The 19,352-nt window shown below is 57.2% G+C and carries 20 protein-coding genes; 12 read left to right on the top strand and 8 right to left on the bottom strand.

Translation table 11 applies throughout. The features are described from left to right. Nucleotides 1–169: 169 nt before the first annotated feature. From rpiA to KO498_RS03340, 6 genes are all read left to right on the top strand, one after another. Nucleotides 170–958 (top strand): ribose-5-phosphate isomerase RpiA, encoded by a 789-nt coding sequence (gene rpiA, locus KO498_RS03365; protein WP_215958466.1) that lies wholly within the window; start codon nucleotides 170–172, stop codon nucleotides 956–958. A 10-nt stretch (nucleotides 959–968) separates the two neighbouring features. Then, a complete protein-coding gene (gene gor, locus KO498_RS03360; protein WP_215958465.1) occupies nucleotides 969–2,324 on the top strand; it encodes a glutathione-disulfide reductase in 1,356 nt (451 codons plus the stop codon). Nucleotides 2,325–2,407: 83 nt separating this feature from the next. Next, a complete protein-coding gene (gene hflK, locus KO498_RS03355) occupies nucleotides 2,408–3,565 on the top strand; it encodes an FtsH protease activity modulator HflK (RefSeq protein WP_215958464.1) in 1,158 nt (385 codons plus the stop codon). After that, nucleotides 3,565–4,455 (top strand): protease modulator HflC, encoded by an 891-nt coding sequence (hflC, locus tag KO498_RS03350; RefSeq protein ID WP_215958463.1) that lies wholly within the window; start codon nucleotides 3,565–3,567, stop codon nucleotides 4,453–4,455. The genes hflK and hflC overlap by 1 nt, the downstream gene beginning before the upstream one ends. Next, nucleotides 4,455–4,652 carry a DUF2065 domain-containing protein gene (locus KO498_RS03345; RefSeq protein ID WP_215958644.1) on the top strand — a complete coding sequence of 66 codons (198 nt, stop codon included), beginning with the start codon at nucleotides 4,455–4,457 and terminating at the stop codon, nucleotides 4,650–4,652. Before hflC ends, KO498_RS03345 begins: the two co-directional genes overlap by 1 nt. A 152-nt stretch (nucleotides 4,653–4,804) precedes the next feature. Next, nucleotides 4,805–6,283 (top strand): Do family serine endopeptidase, encoded by a 1,479-nt coding sequence (locus KO498_RS03340; RefSeq protein ID WP_215958462.1) that lies wholly within the window; start codon nucleotides 4,805–4,807, stop codon nucleotides 6,281–6,283. 66 nt (nucleotides 6,284–6,349) lie between these two features. Here the strand turns inward: KO498_RS03340 and KO498_RS03335 are convergent, their stop codons facing one another. From KO498_RS03335 to KO498_RS03325, 3 genes are all read right to left on the bottom strand, one after another. Beyond that, nucleotides 6,350–6,799 (bottom strand): RDD family protein, encoded by a 450-nt coding sequence (locus KO498_RS03335; protein ID WP_215958461.1) that lies wholly within the window; start codon nucleotides 6,797–6,799, stop codon nucleotides 6,350–6,352. Nucleotides 6,800–6,893: 94 nt separating this feature from the next. Further along, complete coding sequence (locus KO498_RS03330) at nucleotides 6,894–7,334, bottom strand: DUF2852 domain-containing protein (protein WP_215958460.1); 441 nt, start codon at nucleotides 7,332–7,334, stop codon at nucleotides 6,894–6,896. 118 nt (nucleotides 7,335–7,452) lie between these two features. Further along, the gene (locus tag KO498_RS03325) at nucleotides 7,453–7,914 is read right to left on the bottom strand and encodes a YbaK/EbsC family protein (protein ID WP_215958459.1); all 462 of its coding nucleotides are present in this window, start codon (nucleotides 7,912–7,914) and stop codon (nucleotides 7,453–7,455) included. Nucleotides 7,915–7,982: 68 nt separating this feature from the next. On the opposite strand from KO498_RS03325, the gene KO498_RS03320 reads away from it, so the two are divergent. The 5 genes from KO498_RS03320 to KO498_RS03300 all read left to right on the top strand — a co-directional run bounded on the left by KO498_RS03320 (nucleotide 7,983) and on the right by KO498_RS03300 (nucleotide 13,652). Further along, entirely contained in the window at nucleotides 7,983–10,775 is a 2,793-nt protein-coding gene (locus KO498_RS03320; RefSeq protein WP_215958458.1) for a glutamine-synthetase adenylyltransferase, read from the top strand. After that, nucleotides 10,765–11,040, top strand: coding sequence for a hypothetical protein (locus KO498_RS03315; protein WP_215958457.1), 276 nt, complete (start codon nucleotides 10,765–10,767; stop codon nucleotides 11,038–11,040). The genes KO498_RS03320 and KO498_RS03315 overlap by 11 nt, the downstream gene beginning before the upstream one ends. 171 nt (nucleotides 11,041–11,211) lie before the next feature. After that, a complete protein-coding gene (locus KO498_RS03310; protein ID WP_215958456.1) occupies nucleotides 11,212–11,871 on the top strand; it encodes a DUF6778 family protein in 660 nt (219 codons plus the stop codon). A gap of 39 nt (nucleotides 11,872–11,910) precedes the next feature. Beyond that, on the top strand, nucleotides 11,911–13,107 hold the full coding sequence (locus KO498_RS03305; RefSeq protein WP_215958455.1) for an RSP_2647 family RNA methyltransferase: 1,197 nt from the start codon (nucleotides 11,911–11,913) through the stop codon (nucleotides 13,105–13,107). Then, nucleotides 13,104–13,652: an RSP_2648 family PIN domain-containing protein gene (locus tag KO498_RS03300; protein WP_215958454.1), complete on the top strand. Its 549-nt coding sequence runs from the start codon at nucleotides 13,104–13,106 to the stop codon at nucleotides 13,650–13,652. Before KO498_RS03305 ends, KO498_RS03300 begins: the two co-directional genes overlap by 4 nt. On the opposite strand, the gene KO498_RS03295 is transcribed toward KO498_RS03300, so the two are convergent. Further along, nucleotides 13,649–14,335: a M48 family metallopeptidase gene (locus KO498_RS03295; RefSeq protein ID WP_215958643.1), complete on the bottom strand. Its 687-nt coding sequence runs from the start codon at nucleotides 14,333–14,335 to the stop codon at nucleotides 13,649–13,651. The genes KO498_RS03300 and KO498_RS03295 overlap by 4 nt on opposite strands. 164 nt (nucleotides 14,336–14,499) lie before the next feature. Here KO498_RS03295 and KO498_RS03290 point away from each other — a divergent pair, with 164 nt between their 5' ends. Then, the gene (locus KO498_RS03290; protein WP_215958453.1) at nucleotides 14,500–15,231 is read left to right on the top strand and encodes a maleate cis-trans isomerase family protein; all 732 of its coding nucleotides are present in this window, start codon (nucleotides 14,500–14,502) and stop codon (nucleotides 15,229–15,231) included. A 10-nt stretch (nucleotides 15,232–15,241) separates the two neighbouring features. On the opposite strand, the gene KO498_RS03285 is transcribed toward KO498_RS03290, so the two are convergent. The 4 genes from KO498_RS03285 to KO498_RS03270 all read right to left on the bottom strand — a co-directional run bounded on the left by KO498_RS03285 (nucleotide 15,242) and on the right by KO498_RS03270 (nucleotide 19,247). Continuing rightward, entirely contained in the window at nucleotides 15,242–16,423 is a 1,182-nt protein-coding gene (locus KO498_RS03285) for a vWA domain-containing protein (protein WP_215958452.1), read from the bottom strand. Between the two features lie 10 nt (nucleotides 16,424–16,433). Continuing rightward, complete coding sequence (locus KO498_RS03280) at nucleotides 16,434–16,598, bottom strand: hypothetical protein (protein WP_215958451.1); 165 nt, start codon at nucleotides 16,596–16,598, stop codon at nucleotides 16,434–16,436. Between the two features lie 25 nt (nucleotides 16,599–16,623). After that, complete coding sequence (locus KO498_RS03275; protein ID WP_215958450.1) at nucleotides 16,624–17,991, bottom strand: DUF2927 domain-containing protein; 1,368 nt, start codon at nucleotides 17,989–17,991, stop codon at nucleotides 16,624–16,626. Between the two features lie 353 nt (nucleotides 17,992–18,344). Next, nucleotides 18,345–19,247 (bottom strand): lysophospholipid acyltransferase family protein, encoded by a 903-nt coding sequence (locus KO498_RS03270; RefSeq protein ID WP_252731246.1) that lies wholly within the window; start codon nucleotides 19,245–19,247, stop codon nucleotides 18,345–18,347. Nucleotides 19,248–19,352 lie beyond the last annotated feature (105 nt).

Here is a 19,352-nt window from a genome sequence, read left to right as displayed (position 1 = left end):
TCACCGCGTTCGCCGAGGTATCTGCGTCGGACATATGCTAGGGGTTGGCCCGAATGGTCTCTGCATGGTCTCCGCGCGATAGCGCGAAGTGGCTAAAACCCTCTCGCACCTTGCTGACAAATTTCCTATAAGGCCACAGGGGATATTTGTGACGATTTGCGAGGCTGCCATGAGCGGAGAACTTTCACCGATAGATAAGGCCAAATTTGTTGCCGCCAAGCGCGCGGCCGAGTTCGTTGAAGACGGCATGCGCGTTGGTCTGGGCACTGGCAGCACAGCCGCTTGGCTGGTGCGTTGTCTTGGTGACATGGTCGAAAAAGACGGCCTCAAGATCAAGGGTGTTCCGACGAGCAGACGCACAGCCGAGCTGGCGCGCAATGTCGGCATTGATGTGATCAGCCTTGATGAGGCGCGCTGGCTTGACCTCACAATAGACGGCGCCGACGAGTTTGACCGCGAGCTGACACTGATCAAAGGCGGTGGCGGAGCTCTGTTGCAAGAAAAGATCGTCGCAACCGCTTCTGACCAGATGATCGTCATTGCGGATGTGGGCAAGCAGGTCGAGCGGCTGGGAGCCTTCCCGCTGCCTGTCGAGATTATCCCGTTTGGCTGGCAAACCACCCGCGCGCTGATCGAGGAAACACTGGTGAGCCTTGATGTGCTTGGCCGCGAGACCACACTCAGGATGAACGGCTCGGTGCCCTATGTCACCGACGAGGGCAACCATATCCTAGATTTGCACTTGGGCCGTATCGGCAATGCGCGGCAAATGGGCCAGATCATGAACCAGATCCCCGGAGTGGTTGAAAACGGCTTGTTCATAGACATCTGTGACAAGGTCGTTGTCGGCTACGGCGACGGCAAAGTCGAGATCCGCGACATCAACGCTGGTACCGTCGAGTTGGATCGACTCGACTTCATGGAAGAAGACAACCTGTTTACGGATTTGATGAGCTAAGGAACTGATGATGAGCTTTGACTACGATTTATTTGTTATTGGCGGTGGCTCGGGCGGGGTGCGTGCAGCGCGTGTTGCAGCGCAGGGCGGGGCAAAAGTGGCCTTGGCCGAGGAGGACCGTTACGGAGGCACCTGCGTTATTCGCGGATGCGTGCCCAAAAAGCTGATGGTGTTTGCCAGCGAGTTCCCGGATGCGATCGCCGATGCGGCTGAATACGGATGGACCGTGCATGCTGGCGGCTTTGACTGGTCGGCGTTCAAGACCAAACTGCATGCCGAGCTTGACCGCTTGGAAAACGTCTATCGCGGCATTCTCAAGAACAATGGCGTGGAGACATATGATGCGCGCGCCAAGGTGATCGGAGCGCATGAAGTCGAGCTTTCTGACGGCACGCGCAAGAGTGCTAAACACATATTGCTGGCGATGGGCGGACGGCCGGTGTTGCCTGATCAGGAGGGTGCCGAACTTGGTATTACTTCAAATGACATCTTCCATCTTGATGAACTGCCCAAGAAGATATTGATCATCGGCGGTGGTTATATCGCTTGCGAATTTGCCTGTATCCTTAACGGTTTGGGCGTTGACGTAACGCAGTATTACCGTGGAGCTCAAATTTTGCGCGGCTTTGACGGAGAGGCCCGCGGGCACGTCTCTGACGAGATGATCAGCAATGGCATCAAGTTGCATCTTGGCACGAATATTGCACAGATGACGCGCGGTGAGGGCGGTATCGACGTGACCGCGACCAACGGCGATACGCAGATGTTTGATCAGGTGATGTTTGCCACCGGACGCGCACCAAACACCGATGACATGGGGCTTGAGGCGGTTGGTATCGAACTTGGCCGCAAAGGCGAGGTTTTGGTCGATGACTATAGCCAAACCAAAGTGCCGAGCATTTACGCGATTGGCGATGTGACCGACCGCGTGAACCTGACGCCTGTCGCCATACGCGAGGGTATGGCCTTTGTTGAAACCGTGTTTAACGGCAACCCGACACCTGTTGACCATGAGCTTATCCCGACGGCGATCTTTACGCAGCCGGAGATGGGCACTGTTGGCCTTAGCGAGGAAGATGCGCGCGAGCAGGAGCCTATCGAAGTTTACAGCACCTCCTTCAAGCCCATGCAAACAGCCTTTGCAGGGCGTTCTGGCCGCGTCCTGATGAAGTTGATCGTGTCTAAAGCCAACCGCAAGGTGCTTGGCTGTCATATCGTGGCACCCGGTGCTGGCGAAATGATCCAGCTCGCCGGTATCGCTGTGAAGATGGGCGCAACCAAAGAAGACTTTGATCGCACAGTTGCGGTTCATCCGACAATGAGCGAAGAGCTTGTCACAATGAAAGAGCCACAAATCAGACAGTAGCCGTGTAAGGGTTGAAACCTGCGGCGAGAACCACAAGTTAGACAGTAACGTCTATTAGACTTTAAAAGAGAGGAATGCTTTAAATGGCAGGCAATTCTGGCGGCCCATGGGGCGGCGGCGGAAATGACGGAGACGATCAAGGCGAAGACGACCGTAAAAAGCGCCCGAACGGCGGGCGTGAGAACGGTGGCAACGAGCCGCAGATCCCCGAGATCGACGAGTTGGTCAAGAAAGGCCAAGAACAGCTGCGCGTCCTGATGGGCGGCCGTGGCAAAGGCAGCGGTAACGGTGGCGGCAACGGACGTGGGCAAGGGCCTGTCGGACCTGGCCTCAACCGCGGCACTGTCGGGCTTGGTTTGCTGGTGGTTTTCGGGCTTTGGCTTTTCCAGAGCTTCTACACCGTGAAGCCGGAAGAGCAATCAGTCGAGCTGTTTCTGGGGGAATGTAACAGCCCTTGCATCGGAACACCCGGCCTGAACTTTGCGCCATGGCCCATCGTGACTTACGAGATCATTCCGGTGACGCGTGAAACCATCGAGGATATCGGCGGTGGCACGGGATCGGAAGCGGGCCTGATGCAGACAGGTGACGAGAACATTGTCGACATCGACTTTCAGGTTGTCTGGAACATCAACAATGCCGAAGAATACCTGTTTAACCTGCGCGACCCTAAAGCAACGATCAGAGCCGTTTCGGAATCAGCCATGCGCGAGATCATCGCCCAAAGCGAGCTGGCGCCGATCCTCAACCGCGACCGTGGCTCTATTGAAGCGCAACTCGAAACGCTGATCCAGTCAACACTCGACAGCTACAGAAGCGGCGTGACGATCGTGCGCGCGAACTTTGACAAGGCCGATCCGCCCGCCGAAGTTATCGCCAGCTTCTTTGCCGTGCAGTCGGCGGCGCAAGAGCGTGACAAACTTGAAAAGCAAGCCGACGCCTATGCCAACAAAGTGCTCGCCGCCGCGCGTGGTGAGTCCGCACAGGTGCTTGAGGAAGCCGAAGGTTACCGCGCGCGCGTTGTCAACGAGGCCGAAGGTGAAGCCAGCCGCTTTACCGCGGTTCTGAGCGAGTATCAGAAAGCCCCTCAAGTGACACGCAAACGCCTTTACCTCGAGATGATGGAAGACGTGCTTGGCGATGTCGACAAGATCATCCTTGGAGGTGACGAGAGCCAAGGCATCGTGCCCTACCTGCCGCTCAACGAGCTGCGCAAAAACCAAGCCGGAGGCAACAACTGATGCGGACATCTACATATATTCTGCCAGTTATCGTTCTGGCTATCGCTGCGATCCTGTCGTCGGTCTTTATCGTCGACGAGCGGGAGAAAGCGCTTGTGCTGCAATTCGGGCGCGTGGTTTCGATCAAGGAACAGCCGGGCCTCGCGTTCAAGATCCCGCTTATGCAGGAAGTCGTGCGTTACGACGACCGGATCCTGAGCCGTGATGTCACGCAGTTCCAGATCACCCCATCTGATGACCGCCGCCTCGAAGTGAACGCCTTCGCGCGCTACCGTATCGCTGATGTCGAGCGGTTCCGCCAAGCGACTGCTGCGGGCGGGGATGTTGCGATCGAAGTCGCAGGCCGCCGCCTTGACAGTATCTTGCGCTCAAAAACCCGCGAGGTTCTGGGTTCGGTTACGTCAAACGACATTCTGTCGTCTGACCGTGCCGCGCTGATGCTGCGTATTCGCAACGGGGCTATTTCTGACGCCCGTGCGCTGGGCCTCGATATCATCGACGTGCGCCTCAAACGCACCGACCTGCCTGATGCCAACCTTGCAGCGACATTTGGCCGTATGCAGGCCGAGCGTGAACGTGAAGCGGCGGACGAGATTGCCCGTGGTAACGAGGCCGCGCAACGTGTGCGTGCTCAGGCCGACAGAACACAGGTCGAGATCGTATCTGACGCCAAGCGCAAAGCCGAGATCACCCGCGGTGAAGCCGACGCCAAGCGCAACGCTATCTTTGCAAAAGCCTTTGGTGCGGATGAGGAATTCTTTGAGTTCTATCGCTCGCTCAACGCCTACCGCAAAGCGCTCAAGGGCAGCAACTCGTCGATGGTGATGTCACCTGACAGCGAGTTCTTTAACTACCTGAACAGTGAAACAGGCGAGTCAGCACGACAGTGATAGCGGCTGACATATTGCTGGCCTTCGGGCTGGTACTGATACTGGAGGGGCTGGTCTATGTGCTGGCCCCTTCGCTTGTTGAGCACCTGCTTGCAGCGCTGCGTGATATGCCACACGAAACCCGCCGCAAGCTCGGAGCTGTAAGCGCCGTCTTGGGGCTGGTTTTGGTTTATTGCGCTAAAGTGCTCGGCGCCTAGGGCGGTTTTTCGCTTAATTCCCGCCTGTTCACACTCCATTTACCAAAAAGTGAGCACAGTAGCGGTTGCCAAGCGCGACAGCAGGTTTACATTTAGTCCAAGAGCAGCTTGGGGGCACCCAAAGCAGCCTTGCCAGATAAAGGAGTATCGGCATGAGGACCCAAACAATCGCGCAAACTATTGAAACCGGTGAACGCCAAAGCCGAACGATGCGTACATTAGCGCTTTTGGTGCTAAGCGTCGCGCTGATCTTGGCCCAAACGTTTGCCGCTAAGGCGCGCCCCGAGAGCTTTGCTGACCTCGCCGAGTCAGTAAGCCCCGCCGTTGTGAACATTACCACGACAACGATGGTTGCGCGCGGCACCGGCCCAGGGGCGATCGTTCCTGAAGGCAGCCCGTTTGAAGACCTGTTCCCCGACTTTCAAAACCGCGATGACAACGGCGAGCGCGCGCGGCGTTCTTCGGCGCTTGGATCAGGCTTTGTGATCAGCGAAGACGGATTTATCGTAACAAACAACCACGTCATCGAGGGCGCAGACGAGATCGTCATCGAGTTCTTCTCGGGTGAAGAACTTGAGGCAGAGCTCGTGGGCACTGACAAAAAGACCGACATTGCCCTGTTGAAGGTGAAGAGCGACAAGCCGCTGCCGTTTGTGCCGTTTGGCAACTCAGACAGCGCCCGCGTGGGCGACTGGGTTATGGCAGTTGGTAACCCGCTGGGGCAGGGGTTTTCTGTCAGCGCTGGCATCGTGAGCCAACGCAACCGCGCGCTGCAAGGCGCTTATGACGACTACATCCAGACCGATGCTGCCATCAACCGCGGCAACTCCGGTGGCCCGCTGTTTAACATGGCCGGTGAGGTTGTTGGCGTAAACACCGCGATCCTGAGCCCCAATGGTGGCTCGATTGGCATCGGCTTTTCGATGGCCTCGAACGTGGTTGTCCGCGTCGTTGACCAGCTGCGCGAATACGGCGAAACCCGTCGCGGTTGGCTTGGTGTACGCATTCAAGACGTAACGGATGATGTCGCAGAAGCCATCGGCCTCGAAAAGACAGCAGGCGCGCTTGTAACCGATGTGCCCGACGGCCCCTCCAAGGACGCAGGCATGCTCGCAGGTGATGTCATCATGAGTTTCGCAGGTAATGAAGTGAGCGACACCCGCGGCCTCGTGCGTTCGGTTGGCAATGCCGATGTCGGCAAAACCGTGCGTGTGGTTGTTTTCCGTGAAGGAAAGACCCAGACGCTGAAGGTAACGCTTGGGCGCCGTGAAGAGGCTGAAGGCGTCGTGCCTGCCGCCCAAACCGAGGAAAGTGCGCCAACCCAAGAGCCTGCGACTACGCAGATGCTCGGCCTGACACTTTCGCCGGTGAGCGACGAATTGCGCGAGCAACTCGAGCTTTCCGCAACGGCCACAGGGCTTGTGGTTACAGAGGTTGATGAAGCCGCAGAGGCCTTTGAAAAGGGGCTGCGAGCGGGCGATGTGATCACCGAGGCAGGGCAGCAGAAGCTTGCAAGCGCAGCTGACTTGCAAGCGCAGGTCGATACCGCCAAGGAAGCTGGCCGCAAGTCGTTGTTGCTCTTGGTGCGTCGCGCTGGTGAACCCCGGTTCGTTGCCCTTTCGCTCGACTAGAATTTGCGAACAACAAAGTCTGAACGGCCGCCCTTCATCAGGCGGCCGTTTTCAGTTTGAAACCACTCAGCGGCGCGCCCGCCGGTTAAGGGCGACTGTACCAAGCGCCATGTCACTTAGGCCCTGGCCACGCTCTGATGTGACCATCAGAACCACCGAGACCAGCTGCAAAAGCGGGAAGCCGAAGGAAAGGGCCAGCCCGAAGGTGTGCATGAGCGCTTCGTTTGAAGTTATCTTTTCACCCTGCGCATTGCGAAGCTCGATCGCAGTGAGGCGCATGCCCGGTGTTGCTGCGCCGTTTGAAAGGGTTACAAACCGGTAGATAAAGCTGACAATGAAATACAAAAGCGGCAAGAAAAACAGCCCGGTAAAGGCCGTGAAAGGCACGATCACAACGACCAGAACAACGATAAGCGCCACGTCAACCAGCCATGCAAGAAAGCGCTTGAGTGGCACATCGGCGTAGAACTCCGGCTGATAATGCGGGTCGGGCAAGGCCCAGGTTTGGTCTGACATTTTGTCCTCTTTCATAAAACTGCCCCCGCATGTTGCAGGGGCAGGTCGCGTGGTAGGCCGGATATTAGCCTCTGGGCAAGTCGCTGCAAACGGCTTATGCGTCTTCTTTTTTGTCTTCTTCATGCGCGGCCTTAGCGGCTTTAGCGCGTTCATCCATGAAGTCGTCAAATTCCGACTTGTCCTTGGCCTCACGCAGGCGCTGAAGGAAAGCTTCAAAGTTACCTTGCTCTTCTTCGAGGCGACGCAGGGTTTCTGACTTGTAAGCGTCAAAGGCGCTGTTGCCTGATGAGCGAGTGGCCCGGAACTTTGTGTCACGACGCGCGTGGCGGTGGCTGCAAGATTTTCCAAACATACGTTTACTCCAGATCATGTAAAAGAGAAGGGCGAGGCCGACAGGCCAGAGAAAGACAAACCCGAGCACCATGGCAGCGATCCAGGCGCCTTTGCCTTTGTGGTCAAGCCACGCCTCTGCCCGCGTGAACCACCCCTCGTGCATGTTGTTTTGCATGGGGCCGTTTTGGGCTGCGATTGTCATATAGGTCTCCTTGAGTGTTGGTTGCGGTTCAATGTGAATGCCTTTCACATTACTTAAGATCACCATGCAGGAGCGCAATTGCAAGAGGCAATGTAAATGTTTTTAACATTATCTGGTTTTATGAAGTAAAATCAGATACCTGTGCGCCGGAAATCTGTTGAATTCGCTCGGGTGAAAGGGAGAATACATGTCGCGGTGTGCCAGCGGCGGCCCATACCAGACTGAAATCAGACAAGCGCGGATCAAAGAAAGCCTTGATCGGGTTGATATGCGCGATCGGAGCGACGCCGCCGATCGCAAAACCGGTTTGGGCACGCACCAGAGCAGCGTCGGCTTTACCCAAGGCCTCGCCCGCCAAGCTTGATGCTTTGGCGGGGTCAACCTTGTTGCCACCGGCTGTGATGAACAACAGGGCCTTTCCAGAGGTTTCGCCGCGAAAGATGATCGACTTCGCGATCTGGTCAACGTCACAGTCAAGCTCGGCGGCGGCCAATGCAGCAGTGCGTGCCTCGCCGGTTTCCCGAACCTCGGCGGTTTCGTTTTCAAGGGCCACGCGCACACGTTTCAGACTTTTGGACATGGTATTTTCTTTCACCTCACAGCGCAGCAGCGATTGACGAGGCCCAAGGCAGAGCGCATCGTCTTTGTATGGAATTTGCACGAAAAATCACCCGGCTGCCAAGGCCCTATGATGCCCAACGCGGAACCGAAGCGCGGGGGCTGTTCCCTGAGTTGTCAAACGAGATGGCTGATCTGGTTGAAGGTGCCGCAGGGTGTAGCCCCTATTTGAGCGGGCTTATGGCGCGCGAGCGTGACTGGCTGGTTGAGGCTGTTGAAGCGCATGACAAAGCCTTGCCATCCGAGTTCGAGCGCCTGCGCAGTGTTGCTGCTGCCGAGTTGCCTAGCGCTTTGCGTCAGGGCAAGCGGCGTGTTGCGCTTTTGTCAGGGTTGGCTGATCTGGCAGGCGTCTGGCAGCTTGAAGACGTCACCGGTGCGCTCACCGACTTTGCCGATCTGTCCGTCAACCTTGCCTTGCGTGCCACCGTCGGCGCGGAGATCGCCCGCGGAAAACTGCCGCAAGCCACTGAAGCAGACCTTGATGATGCAGGCGGAATGTTTGCGATCGCAATGGGCAAAATGGGTGCGCATGAGCTTAACTACAGCTCTGATATCGACTTGATATGCATGTTCGACGAGAGCCGCTTTGCGCCCGACGACTTTCACGAAGCGCGTTCCAGCTTTGTGCGCGCAACCCGCAAGATGAGCGCGATGTTGAGCGAACTCACGGGCGAGGGTTACGTGTTTCGCACCGACTTGCGGTTGCGACCAGACCCTTCCGTAACGCCTGTATGCATCGCTGCCGAAGCCGCCGAGCGATACTATGAAAGCCTTGGTCGCACATGGGAACGCGCAGCCTATATCAAGGCGCGGATATCGGCGGGTGACACTGCTGCTGGCGAGCGGTTCTTGAACGTTTTGAAGCCATTCGTATGGCGTAAACACCTTGATTTCGCCGCGATCCAAGATGCACACGACATGCGTCTGCGCATCCGCGAGCACAAAGGGCTTGGCGGCAAGATGGTGCTTGAGGGCCACAACATGAAGCTCGGGCGTGGCGGCATTCGAGAGATCGAGTTTTTCACGCAAACGCGACAGCTGATCGCGGGCGGGCGCGACCCGAGCCTGCGATTGCGAGGCACTGTTCCGGCGCTTGCACGGCTCGCCGAGCAAGACTGGCTGCCTGTCGACACTGCCAACACACTTGCCACACATTACCGCGCGCATCGTGAAGTCGAGCACCGCGTGCAGATGATCGCAGATGCACAAACGCATTTGCTGCCCAACTCGGTGGAGGGTATGGCGCAACTGGCCGCTTTTATGGGCGAAGACCTGAGCGATTTACAAAGCAAACTGACGGCACGGCTGGAGGAAGTGCATGAGCTCACCGAGGGCTTTTTTGCCCACGACGAAGCCGCGCCAAAGCCGGTTGAAACCGAGCTTGATTTAGACGTAATCAAGCGCTGGCACACCTACCCGGCGTTGCGCTCGGAGCGCGGCACGAAAATATTCAACCGCCTCAAGCCGGATGTGTTGCACCGGCTTTCAAAGGCCGCCGACCCGCATCAGGCGCTGTTGGCGTTTGACGGCTTTCTTGCGGGGCTACCTGCGGGTGTGCAGCTTTTTTCGCTGTTTGAAGCCAACCCGCAACTGGTTGATTTGCTGATAGATATTGTCAGCACCTCGCCCGAGCTTGCGACGCATCTGTCACACCATAGCTCCGTTTTTGACGCGGTTATTGGCGGTGATTTCTGGGCCGACTGGCCCGGGCTGGAGGTGCTAACAGTCGAGCTTGAAGCGATGCTTGCCGCAGAACCCGACTATGAGCGCAAACTTGATCTGACGCGGCGTTGGGCGAAGGAGTGGCACTTTCGCGTCGGGGTGCATTTCTTGCGTGGCCACAGTGACGCTGTGCAAGCGGGGCAGCAGTATGCTCAACTTGCCGAGGCCACGCTTAAGGCGCTTTTCCCCGAGGTGCAGGCGCATTTTGCAACCAAACACGGCCCGCCGCCCGGGCTTGGTGCTGCAGTCATCGGCATGGGCTCACTCGGGGCGCGGCGCTTAACGTCGTCGTCTGATCTTGACATTATCGTGGTCTATGAGCCGCAGGATGTTGAAACATCCGAGGGCCGCCGCCCACTGGCCACGCGCGCCTACTATGCCCGTTTGACACAGGCTCTGGTGACAGCGCTCAGCGCGCCAATGTCGGAGGGCAAGCTTTATGAGGTTGATATGCGGTTGCGGCCATCAGGCAACAAAGGGCCGGTCGCAACGTCATGGCGTGCGTTTCAGGACTATCAGAGAAACGAGGCCTGGCTCTGGGAGCATCTGGCGATGGTGCGAGCACGCCCCATTTGCGGGCTGCAAAGCCTGGCTGCCGACTTCGAGAGTTTTCGTGACACGCTCTTGGATGACAAGGGTAAAGACACCGCGCGCACATTGACGGGCACCGCCGACATGCGCGTCAAAATCGCAGCGGCCAAAGCGCCGGCAGGCATATGGGATGCCAAGATAGGCGCCGGACGTTTGCAAGACATTGAACTCTTCTCGCAGGCAGCAGTCTTGCAGGCCGGTGCCGGAACAACCGGAATTGAAACCGGGCTGGAAACGCTGGCCACCTCTGGGCTGACATCTGAGAGCGAAAGCAAAACGGTCGCTGCAACTTACGAACTGCTGTGGACGATCAACCTGACCACCCGTTTTCTAAGCAACCGCCCGTTTGACGCTGAGAGCGCAAGCGAAGGCGCGCAGGCATTGTTGCTGCATCATACGGGGGCTAACAGCATAGAGGAGCTTGCCAAGACGCTGCATGCCGGTATTGATAAGGCAGGCATGGTTATTAACCAAGCTCTCGCGACAGAAGGGGCCCCCGATGAAGGGTGATATCAACGATCCGAAGGCGCTGATCAGAGAGGCGTATAACATCGAGGGCATCACAGCTTCCGAGTGTCGCTCGGTGTTTCTTGATTGGGCCCTGAGCCTGCCCGAAGAACTTGACCAGAAGGCCACGATTGCGCTGTTGCTGGCGCAATATAGCAGCGAAGAGGGGGCCGAGAGTCACCCGATGACGCAGGTGCTTCAAGATGGCCTTGAAACCATGACCAACGTGCGCCGGCGTGGTGGTTGGCGTGGGCGGCGCAACTCTTAACTCACTGAAATAAAATGGTTTCCTGACTTGGTAGCTGCCTTGGCAACGCGCCTAAGGCATGCTTTTACCTACAAGTTGCCTAAAAGTTGTCTTAATTGAACGTCACTCCCTGTGGTGAGCAGACAAGGGCAAAAGCCCGACATAAGGGCAAAATGCCCACAGGAGAATGACATGAAACTGATGAGAACAGCTCTGGTTGCCGTTTTGGTAATGAGTGTGAGCGGTTGTGCAGCGCTAGATGTTGCCACCCGCAACGCGACAGTCGACCTGTCAAAGGACGCGCAAAAGCTTGGACAGATTGTCGAAATTTCTGATGTGCAGGTGCATGTGCCGCAATCTTTGGAAGCTTCGGAGGCCGAGCTATACTACCCCACTGCCGACATTGTCTGGCGCGGTGATGCTCCCGGCGACCGCCATCAGCAGGTGAAGTCGATCTTTGAAACCAGCGCTATCAGTGCCAGCGCAGACCTTAGCGGCCAAACCAAAGCCCGCCTCGAGATTGATGTGCAGCGCTTTCATGCTCTGACAAACAAAGCGCGTTACACTGTTGGCGGCACGCATTCGATCAACTTTGTCCTCAGCCTCAAAGATCCGGTGACAGGTGTTGACATGATCGAACCACGCCAGATCAAAGCCGAGTTCCCAGCCTATGGCGGGCAGGATGCCGTCGAGGCTGACGCGCGTGGCGAAACGCAAAAGAACCGGATCACCGCGCATCTTTCCAAGGTGATCAGAACCCAACTGGCCGAAAGCGTCGGAGGCGACACAACCATGGTAAGCCGCAATGTCGCGATGCTACCGGCCACAGCGGATGAAGTTAGCGCCGACTAAGGCTTTCAAAGCCATAGCGAAATGATGTAAGGGGGCGGTATGACAACGCCCCCTTATCCCGTTCTTCGCCTCAAACCCAAAGCCGACGCTCGCAAGATACGTCATGGCGCTCCTTGGGTCTTTGACAATGAGCTCGTGCTTGACCGCCGCTCAAAAAACATCCCCGCTGGTGCGATTGCCCTGCTTGAAGACAACGATCATGCCCCGCTCGGGCTGGTTGGGGTCAACACCGGCTCGCGCATCACCGGACGGATGCTTGAACGGGATGCGAACATACCGATCGACACGGCTTGGTTTCAGGCCCGCCTGACACGGGCGCTGGCCCTGCGCGAGCGGCTGTATGACGCGCCGTTCTACCGCCTTGTGCATGCCGAATCCGACGGCCTCCCTGGCGTGGTGATAGACCGCTTCGGTGACACGGTGGTGTTGCAACCTAACGCCGCTTGGGCCGAGGTGAAATTACCAGAACTCACAGAGGCTTTGCTGAGCCTTGAAGGCGTTACAACCGTTCTGAAAAACGCCGGTGGCCGCGCGCGCGGGCTTGAAGGCCTTGACGATGTGAACGCTGTGCTCGCCGGAAAAGCGCCGGATGCACCGCTGCCCGTGGTGATGAACGGCGCGACTTACATGGCCGACTTAACTGGCGGGCAAAAAACCGGCCTGTTCTATGACCAACGTGACAACCATGCCTTTGCCGCCAAGCTCGCGCAGGGCGCTGATGTGCTTGATGTGTTCAGCCATGTCGGCGGTTTTGCCCTTGCGGCTTTGGCCAATGGCGCGGCGTCAGCTCTCGCGGTTGACGGCTCTGCCGCAGCACTGGAGTTGGCCGCAGCAGGCGCAAAAGCCAGCGGTACAGGTGACAAGTTTGAAACCCTCACCGGTGACGCCTTTGACACGCTCGCAAGCCTTGGCGCCGAAGGCCGCAAGTTTGACGTTGTGGTCTGCGATCCTCCTGCATTTGCCCCCAACAAAAAGGCTCTGGATGCTGGCCTGCGCGCCTACGAGCGCATCGCGCGCCTTGCCGCTGGCTTGGTGAAAGACGGCGGATATCTCGTGGTTTGCTCCTGCTCACACGCGGCTGATTTGGCAAAATTCCGCGCCGCTTCATCACGCGGCATCGGCCGAGCAGGGCGGCAAAGCCAGCTGTTGCGCACCGGTTTTGCAGGCCCAGACCACCCTCTCATGCCGCAACTGGCTGAAAGCGGCTACCTCAAAGCGCTCTACTACCGGCTTTGAAGGCCCTACTCGACACCTGCGTTCTCTACCCGACGGTGATGCGCGAGATGCTCTTGGGTGTCGCTGACGCGGGCGCCTTCCTGCCGTTCTGGTCGAAAGGTATTGAGGGCGAATGGGCCCATACCGCCGAAAAGCACGGGGCAGGGGGCGGCCTCTTTGTGCATGGTGAGTTGGCGTTGCTCAATGCGCGCTGGCCCAAGGCGCGCGTGCAGTTTGGTGCGGCGCTCGAGCAGCGGTTGTGGCTGCCTGATGCCGGTGACATTCATGTTCTGGCCGCGGCTGTTGCCAGCTCGGCAGATGTGATCATCACCCTGAACAAAAAGGATTTTCCGGCAAATGTCCTGTCGGAAGAAGGCCTGAGCCGCGCTGACCCTGACACATTTTTGCGCGGCATTTGGGCAGCAGATCCAGTGCTTGTCGAGCCTGTTGCACTTAAGGTTTTAGCCAAGGCGCGCAGCTTTGAAGGCAGCGACTGGACAATGCGCGGATTGCTCAAAAAGGCGCGCTTACCGCGGCTCGGAAAAGCGCTCGAGACGCTTGGCTAGCTCTGTGACCAACGGTCTTCCAACGCCCGCAAAGCTGCAATTCTCTCGCTGGTTTTGGGGTGACTGAGCAACCACGCAGGCGGCTTGCCAGCAACCGCACCTGTCAGATGTTCCAGCTTTTCAAACATAGCAATTTGCGGCGCGACACCAAAGCCAGCCTTGCTCATCAAGGCGGCGGCATATTCGTCGGCCTCATACTCGTCTTTGCGTGACAACCGCGCGGCGAGCAGGCTGGTAACAGAGCGGGCGATCCACGGCCCGATGCCGGGAATAAACCGTGAAATCACCGCGCCAAGCGCCATGCGCAACGCGTTTTGGCCGGAGAAGTCGATCATCCTGCGCCGCGAATGCCCGAGCGCGACATGGCCCAACTCATGAGCAATGACCGAGGCCAACTCTTCGTCGCTGACTTCACCTGCTTTGAACTTGTCATAAAAGCCGCGGGTGATGAATATCTCTCCGTTGGGAGCGGCAAGCCCGTTGACTGGTGAAATTTCGTAAATCTTCACAATGACTTGCGGAATTTGCAAGGCAGCAGCTAGTCGCTCAAGCATAGGCTCGAACGCAGGGTCGCGCAGACGTTTTGACTTGGCTTTAAGCTCTTTAACCGTTTGCCAAGCAGAGAACTTGTAAACAAAGTAGCCGTAAACAAGCGGCAGAATAATGGGCAGAAGTTTAAACATATGCATGATATGGTGCGTGCCGTGAAACCACGCAAGCTTTACTCGCATCAAGTGCAGAAAGTTCGGCGGCAAAGCAGGCTGCAATATGCGTGACAGCGGCGTTCGACATGTGGTTAGGTTGGGCAAGATCAGCTAACTGCTTGCGTCACATGAGGGGCCTGACAATGGCACTGCCATACAGCTTGGATCACCGCGCAGATGCCACAAAACTCGGCCTGATCGTGCTTTCAACCGATGAAACGCTTGAAAACGAGGCGCGGCAAGTGCTTGCTGGGCGCGACGTCCGCCTCGTGCATACGCGCATAATGGCTGAGCCTGAGGTTACGCCTGCCGCTCTTGAAAAAATGAAAAACCGCCTGCCAGCTGCAACGGAGTTGCTTCCCATCGGGCTTGATGCGATTGGCTATGCCTGCACTTCGGCTGCAACTGTTATCGGCCCCGGGCGTGTGGCGGAACTGGTGCAAAAGCGGCATGTCGGAGCGCAAGTTAGCAACCCGATCACTGCTGTAATGGCTGCTTTGAGCGCTCTGAACGCGCGCAAAATTGCTCTCGTGACTCCCTATGTGAAAGAAGTGAATGCGCCAATGAAAGCTCTGTTGCGTGACAATCATTTCAGCATTGTCAGCGAGGGGGCATTTGAGCAATCCGACGACAAAACCGTCGCGCAGATATCAGAAACCTCGACACTGAAGGCGATTGTCGAAGTGGCAAACAGCGAGTGTGATGCAGTGTTCGTGAGCTGCACAAACCTGCGCAGTTTTGGCATTATCGAGCAGGCCGAGCGAGCCGTCGGGCGGCCTGTTGTCTCGTCAAACCAAGCCCTTCTCTGGCATATGCTGCGGCTTTCCAAGGTGCAGAGCACCGGCTGGGGGCCGGGGCAACTCTTTAAATTATAACAGATATTTTCTAGATCAGCTCGCGCATGCCTTTGCTGATACCATCGAGTGTCATTGGAACCATACGGTTTTCGAACTGCTTTTGAATCATGCTGATCGACTGTGTATAGGGCCAGTGCTGCTCGGGCAGGGGGTTGATCCAGATGTGATTTGGCCACTGCTCTCGCGCACGCTCAAGCCAGACAGAGCCGGCTTCTGCGTTCCAATGCTCATTCGCGCCGCCGGGGTAGGCGATCTCATAAGGGCTCATCGAAGCGTCGCCGACAAAGATACATTTGTAGTCGGGGCCGTAGGTGCGCAGCACCTCCCATGTCGGGGTTTGTGCGTCCCAGCGGCGGGCATTGTCGCGCCAAACGCCTTCATAAAGGCAGTTATGGAAATAGAAATGTTCCATATGTTTGAACTCGGAACGTGCCGCTGAAAACAGCTCTTCAACCAGCTTGATGTAGGGGTCCATCGAGCCGCCGATGTCTAAAAACAGCAGTACTTTAACCGCATTGCGCCGCTCGGGGCGGGTTTTTACGTCAAGGTAGCCGTGCTCGGCTGTGGCGCGGATAGTGCCGTCGAGGTCTAGCTCGTCATGTGCACCGTCGCGCGCCCAGGCCCGCAGACGTTTGAGCGCGACCTTGATATTGCGGGTGCCAAGCTCGACATTGCCATCAAGGTTTTTGAACTCGCGCTTGTCCCATACCTTGACCGCACGTTGGTGACGGCTTTCGGCTTGGCCAATGCGCACGCCCTCGGGGTTGTAGCCATAGGCGCCAAACGGCGAAGTGCCAGCTGTGCCGACCCATTTGTTGCCGCCTTGGTGCCGGCCCTCTTGCTCCTTGAGGCGCTCTTTGAGTGTTTCCATGAGCTTGTCAAAACCGCCCATCGCCTCGATCTCGGCTTTCTCTTCTGCGCTCAAGTGCTTCTCGGCCATCTTCTCAAGCCAGTCAGCAGGGATGTCGACAGCCTCAAGCACATCACCGAGTTTGATATCGTCAAGCCCTTGAAATGTTGCAGCAAATGCGCGGTCGTAGCGGTCAAGGTGACGCTCGTCTTTGACCATCGCCACACGCCCGAGCACGTAAAATGCCTCGATGTCATAAGTGACAAGCCCCGCCTTGACGGCTTCAAGAAAGGTCAGGTACTCGCGCAGAGAGACAGGGATGTTGGCTTCACGCAGGTTCTCAAAGAAAGGCAGAAACATCTGACGATCCCTACATGAACCGCAATATCGCGATGTTTGCAAACAGACCGAGCATCGCGAAAATGAGGCCAAAAGCGCCAGCATATTGCAGCATATCAAGCATTTTGCCATTAGCTTTACGTGCCCGCAATGCCCCGATAAAGGCACCGATAAGCGATGCAATTGCTACAAACATTATGCTCTTCCCGCGTTAGCGCCGTTTAACCTCGTGTCGGGCTAAGCGCTGCGATTTCGCGCATCTTTGCACGCACTGCCCAGTCCGAACCAAAGCCGTAACGCGCCCAGCCAAGACTGTCCAGCCTGACATGCCGCGCTTCTGAAGAACGCCCCGTCAACTCGAGCGCTTCAGCGCGCAACAGCATCAGGGTGCTGAGCAGGGCGGCATTTTCGTGGCGTCTGGCAACATGAATCGCCGGGTTCACAAGCGAAAGCGCACGCACTCCGTTACCTTGGCTGAGGGCATGCGAGGCCAGCTGCGAAGCGATATAGGCGCGGTGCAAGCCGGTGTTCGGCGTGCGGGCGTAAAACTGATCGGCAGCTTGAAACTGCTTCAACGCTTCCGCGGAGTTGGTTTGCGATGCGATCCGCCCCATGGCGTAATGTGCAAAGGCGCGACGGTGATCTTGCCAGCCAAAAGCGCGTGAAATGTCGAGCGCCTTTTGCGCCGCCTTACGGCGTTGCGGCATGCTAGAACCCGGGCCAAGCGCAGTTTGAACGGCAGTGATATAGCTGCGTGGTGTTGGAGCCGTGCGTTGCGGTGAAATGTTTTCACCGGCAGGGTTGAGCCGCGCGAGAACTGTCGGCAGAACAGCCGCAACCTGGCGTTTGCTCATTCCGGTGCGCAACTCGGGGGCGTAATATGCCCGCAAAATCAGCATATCAAAGCCAGTCAGAACAGTGTGAATGTTGTCGTCGTTAAAAACACTGTCAGGCAAGCGATAAAGATCATTCAGTGGCCCGATCGCTTGGGCAAGCTCTTCATGCAGACAATCGCGAACTTCCTGCGGGCTTGCGTCATTCGGAACAAAAATCGCCAGTTTTTCACGGTTGCGAAGCAGGGCCCAGTTGGTTTTCGCGGTGCGCCGCGCGGCTTTATACTCGGAAATGTCCGAAATATTGGGCACAACAAAACAAGCTGCCGACGGCAGGCTCTTGCGGATTTCGGCGCGGCTGACGGCTTGCACCGTGATGTTGGCGTCACTCGCACGGGTGAGTGAGACATTGAGGCCCGCCTCGGTTTTCATGCGGTAGATAAGGCGTGTCAGATCAGGCAGCAACGATGCGGGTGGAGCCCCCGTCAACCGCACGCTGATAGGGTGCTCAAACCGCGTCAGCGCCGGCAGTTCACGGCCCGATTCCAAGTTAAACGACAGCTCAAGAAAATCGCGGGCGATGTCACGGTTGGAGCGTGTCGGGCGCGTCGGCTGCGTTGAGGTGAAAACTTTCAGAGGCGGCAAGCCGGTTGGGGCGACGGTGTCCTGCACAAAGCCCCGTGAGGCAGTGTCAGACATATTGCCGGGCATACAGCCCACGAGTGACATCAAAAGCGGTAACACGACCTTGCGCATCAAAAGCCCTCCAACATAGAGAAGCACAGAATATGCGCTGGATGTTCGAGGTGCGTGACAAGAGCTAGCGCTCCCGTCTGCACACACTCATGTGTAGCAAGCGAATAGGTCGTCATTGTCAGGTTCTGCCTCGGTCTTATTCTTTGAGCAGACTTGTCGCTGCCCTTCCTGACTTGGTTAAGGATGAATTGGGGCGAAAAAGTGACAATTTGAATTGGCAAGGGAGTGGGAGTGTGGATATCTCTGAAAATTCAGCAAATACAATGCGTTGCGGTATTGTCTTTACGCAACACTAGGCCTAAACTTTTTGAAGACGTTCACGGATATCGCGCTTGTGCGGCCTGAAGACCGGCTCAACCCGAAGAAGATTTTGACTGTGCGGGTTTGCGCCGGGCCTTCCAGCGGCGGTGTATCCAGAACCATTGTCCGGGATACTCGCGAACCAGTGACTCAAGCCCGTCATTAACGGCCTGGGTCATGGTTTGGGCGTCCGAGTGGGCTATTTCGGCTTGCACAATGATCTCGAAGTCCAGACCGTTTTCGCACCGCGAGGCATAAACAGGGATCAGCGCGGCATCGTATTTCAATGCCAGCTCCGCAGTGATCAGCGAAGTCAGCGCCGGTTTGCCAAAGAAATCCAGCTCCTCACCGGCCCCGAAACTGAGATCGGTCAGGATGCCTAACACCCCGCCTTTGCGCAGATGTTTGACGATCTGCATCATCCCGCGCTTGCCCTGCTCGAACATCGGCTCTCCGATTTGTGAGATGGCGCGCACATAATGGGCGTTAAAGTAGGGGTTGCGCATCGGCCTGTAGAGCGCGCCCATGTTGTGGCCGCGCGCGATGAGAGCTGCGCGCACCGCGTCGTAGTTGCCGAAGTGTCCGGTCACCAAAATTACTGGGCGGCCCTCAGCGCGGGCCTCTTCAAGCGCGTCATACCCGGGGCCGGAAACCGGTGCGGCGACTGCGTGTTTCTTGAAGGCCTCGCCTGAGTAGATCTCAATTAGCGTGCGACCAAAGTTGTCGGGAACCGCGAGGCTGATCTCACGGGCTTTATCTTCTGATATATCAGGCAGAACGTGCGCAAGGTTGTCACGTATGCGGCGGCGCCAGCCTGCAATTGGCGCAAGTAGTCGCGAAACAACCCAGCCCATAGCAGGAACGCGCCAGCGATACGGCAGCAGCATAGTGAGTAAGATCAACCCGCGAAACACGAGGTTCGCTATGAAGTAGCGGGCAGTTCTGAGTGGTGTCATCGGTTTGGGGGCCATCGCGGCATCGCTCTCGGTTTTCCGAAGGTTTCGCGATGCCAGACATAAAGCCCCACCGCAACAATCACAAGCGCGCCAACTATTTTGTCC

The organism is Lentibacter algarum (genome assembly GCF_018860975.1).
Lineage (GTDB): Bacteria > Pseudomonadota > Alphaproteobacteria > Rhodobacterales > Rhodobacteraceae > Lentibacter > Lentibacter algarum_A.
Note: the sequence above shows the minus strand (reverse complement) of the source record. Positions and strands in the feature narration are given on the sequence as shown.

Bases quoted from the DNA above. Each gene is read 5' to 3' on its own strand.
- rpiA (WP_215958466.1), top strand. From the start codon at position 170: ATGAGCGGAGAACTTTCACCGATAGATAAGGCCAAATTTGTTGCCGCC.
- gor (WP_215958465.1), top strand. From the start codon at position 969: ATGAGCTTTGACTACGATTTATTTGTTATTGGCGGTGGCTCGGGCGGG.
- hflK (WP_215958464.1), top strand. From the start codon at position 2,408: ATGGCAGGCAATTCTGGCGGCCCATGGGGCGGCGGCGGAAATGACGGA.
- hflC (WP_215958463.1), top strand. From the start codon at position 3,565: ATGCGGACATCTACATATATTCTGCCAGTTATCGTTCTGGCTATCGCT.
- KO498_RS03340 (WP_215958462.1), top strand. From the start codon at position 4,805: ATGAGGACCCAAACAATCGCGCAAACTATTGAAACCGGTGAACGCCAA.
- KO498_RS03335 (WP_215958461.1), bottom strand. From the start codon at position 6,799: ATGTCAGACCAAACCTGGGCCTTGCCCGACCCGCATTATCAGCCGGAG.
- KO498_RS03330 (WP_215958460.1), bottom strand. From the start codon at position 7,334: ATGACAATCGCAGCCCAAAACGGCCCCATGCAAAACAACATGCACGAG.
- KO498_RS03325 (WP_215958459.1), bottom strand. From the start codon at position 7,914: ATGTCCAAAAGTCTGAAACGTGTGCGCGTGGCCCTTGAAAACGAAACC.
- KO498_RS03320 (WP_215958458.1), top strand. From the start codon at position 7,983: ATGGAATTTGCACGAAAAATCACCCGGCTGCCAAGGCCCTATGATGCC.
- KO498_RS03315 (WP_215958457.1), top strand. From the start codon at position 10,765: ATGAAGGGTGATATCAACGATCCGAAGGCGCTGATCAGAGAGGCGTAT.
- KO498_RS03310 (WP_215958456.1), top strand. From the start codon at position 11,212: ATGAAACTGATGAGAACAGCTCTGGTTGCCGTTTTGGTAATGAGTGTG.
- KO498_RS03305 (WP_215958455.1), top strand. From the start codon at position 11,911: ATGACAACGCCCCCTTATCCCGTTCTTCGCCTCAAACCCAAAGCCGAC.
- KO498_RS03295 (WP_215958643.1), bottom strand. From the start codon at position 14,335: ATGTTTAAACTTCTGCCCATTATTCTGCCGCTTGTTTACGGCTACTTT.
- KO498_RS03290 (WP_215958453.1), top strand. From the start codon at position 14,500: ATGGCACTGCCATACAGCTTGGATCACCGCGCAGATGCCACAAAACTC.
- KO498_RS03285 (WP_215958452.1), bottom strand. From the start codon at position 16,423: ATGTTTCTGCCTTTCTTTGAGAACCTGCGTGAAGCCAACATCCCTGTC.
- KO498_RS03280 (WP_215958451.1), bottom strand. From the start codon at position 16,598: ATGTTTGTAGCAATTGCATCGCTTATCGGTGCCTTTATCGGGGCATTG.
- KO498_RS03275 (WP_215958450.1), bottom strand. From the start codon at position 17,991: ATGCGCAAGGTCGTGTTACCGCTTTTGATGTCACTCGTGGGCTGTATG.
- KO498_RS03270 (WP_252731246.1), bottom strand. From the start codon at position 19,247: ATGACACCACTCAGAACTGCCCGCTACTTCATAGCGAACCTCGTGTTT.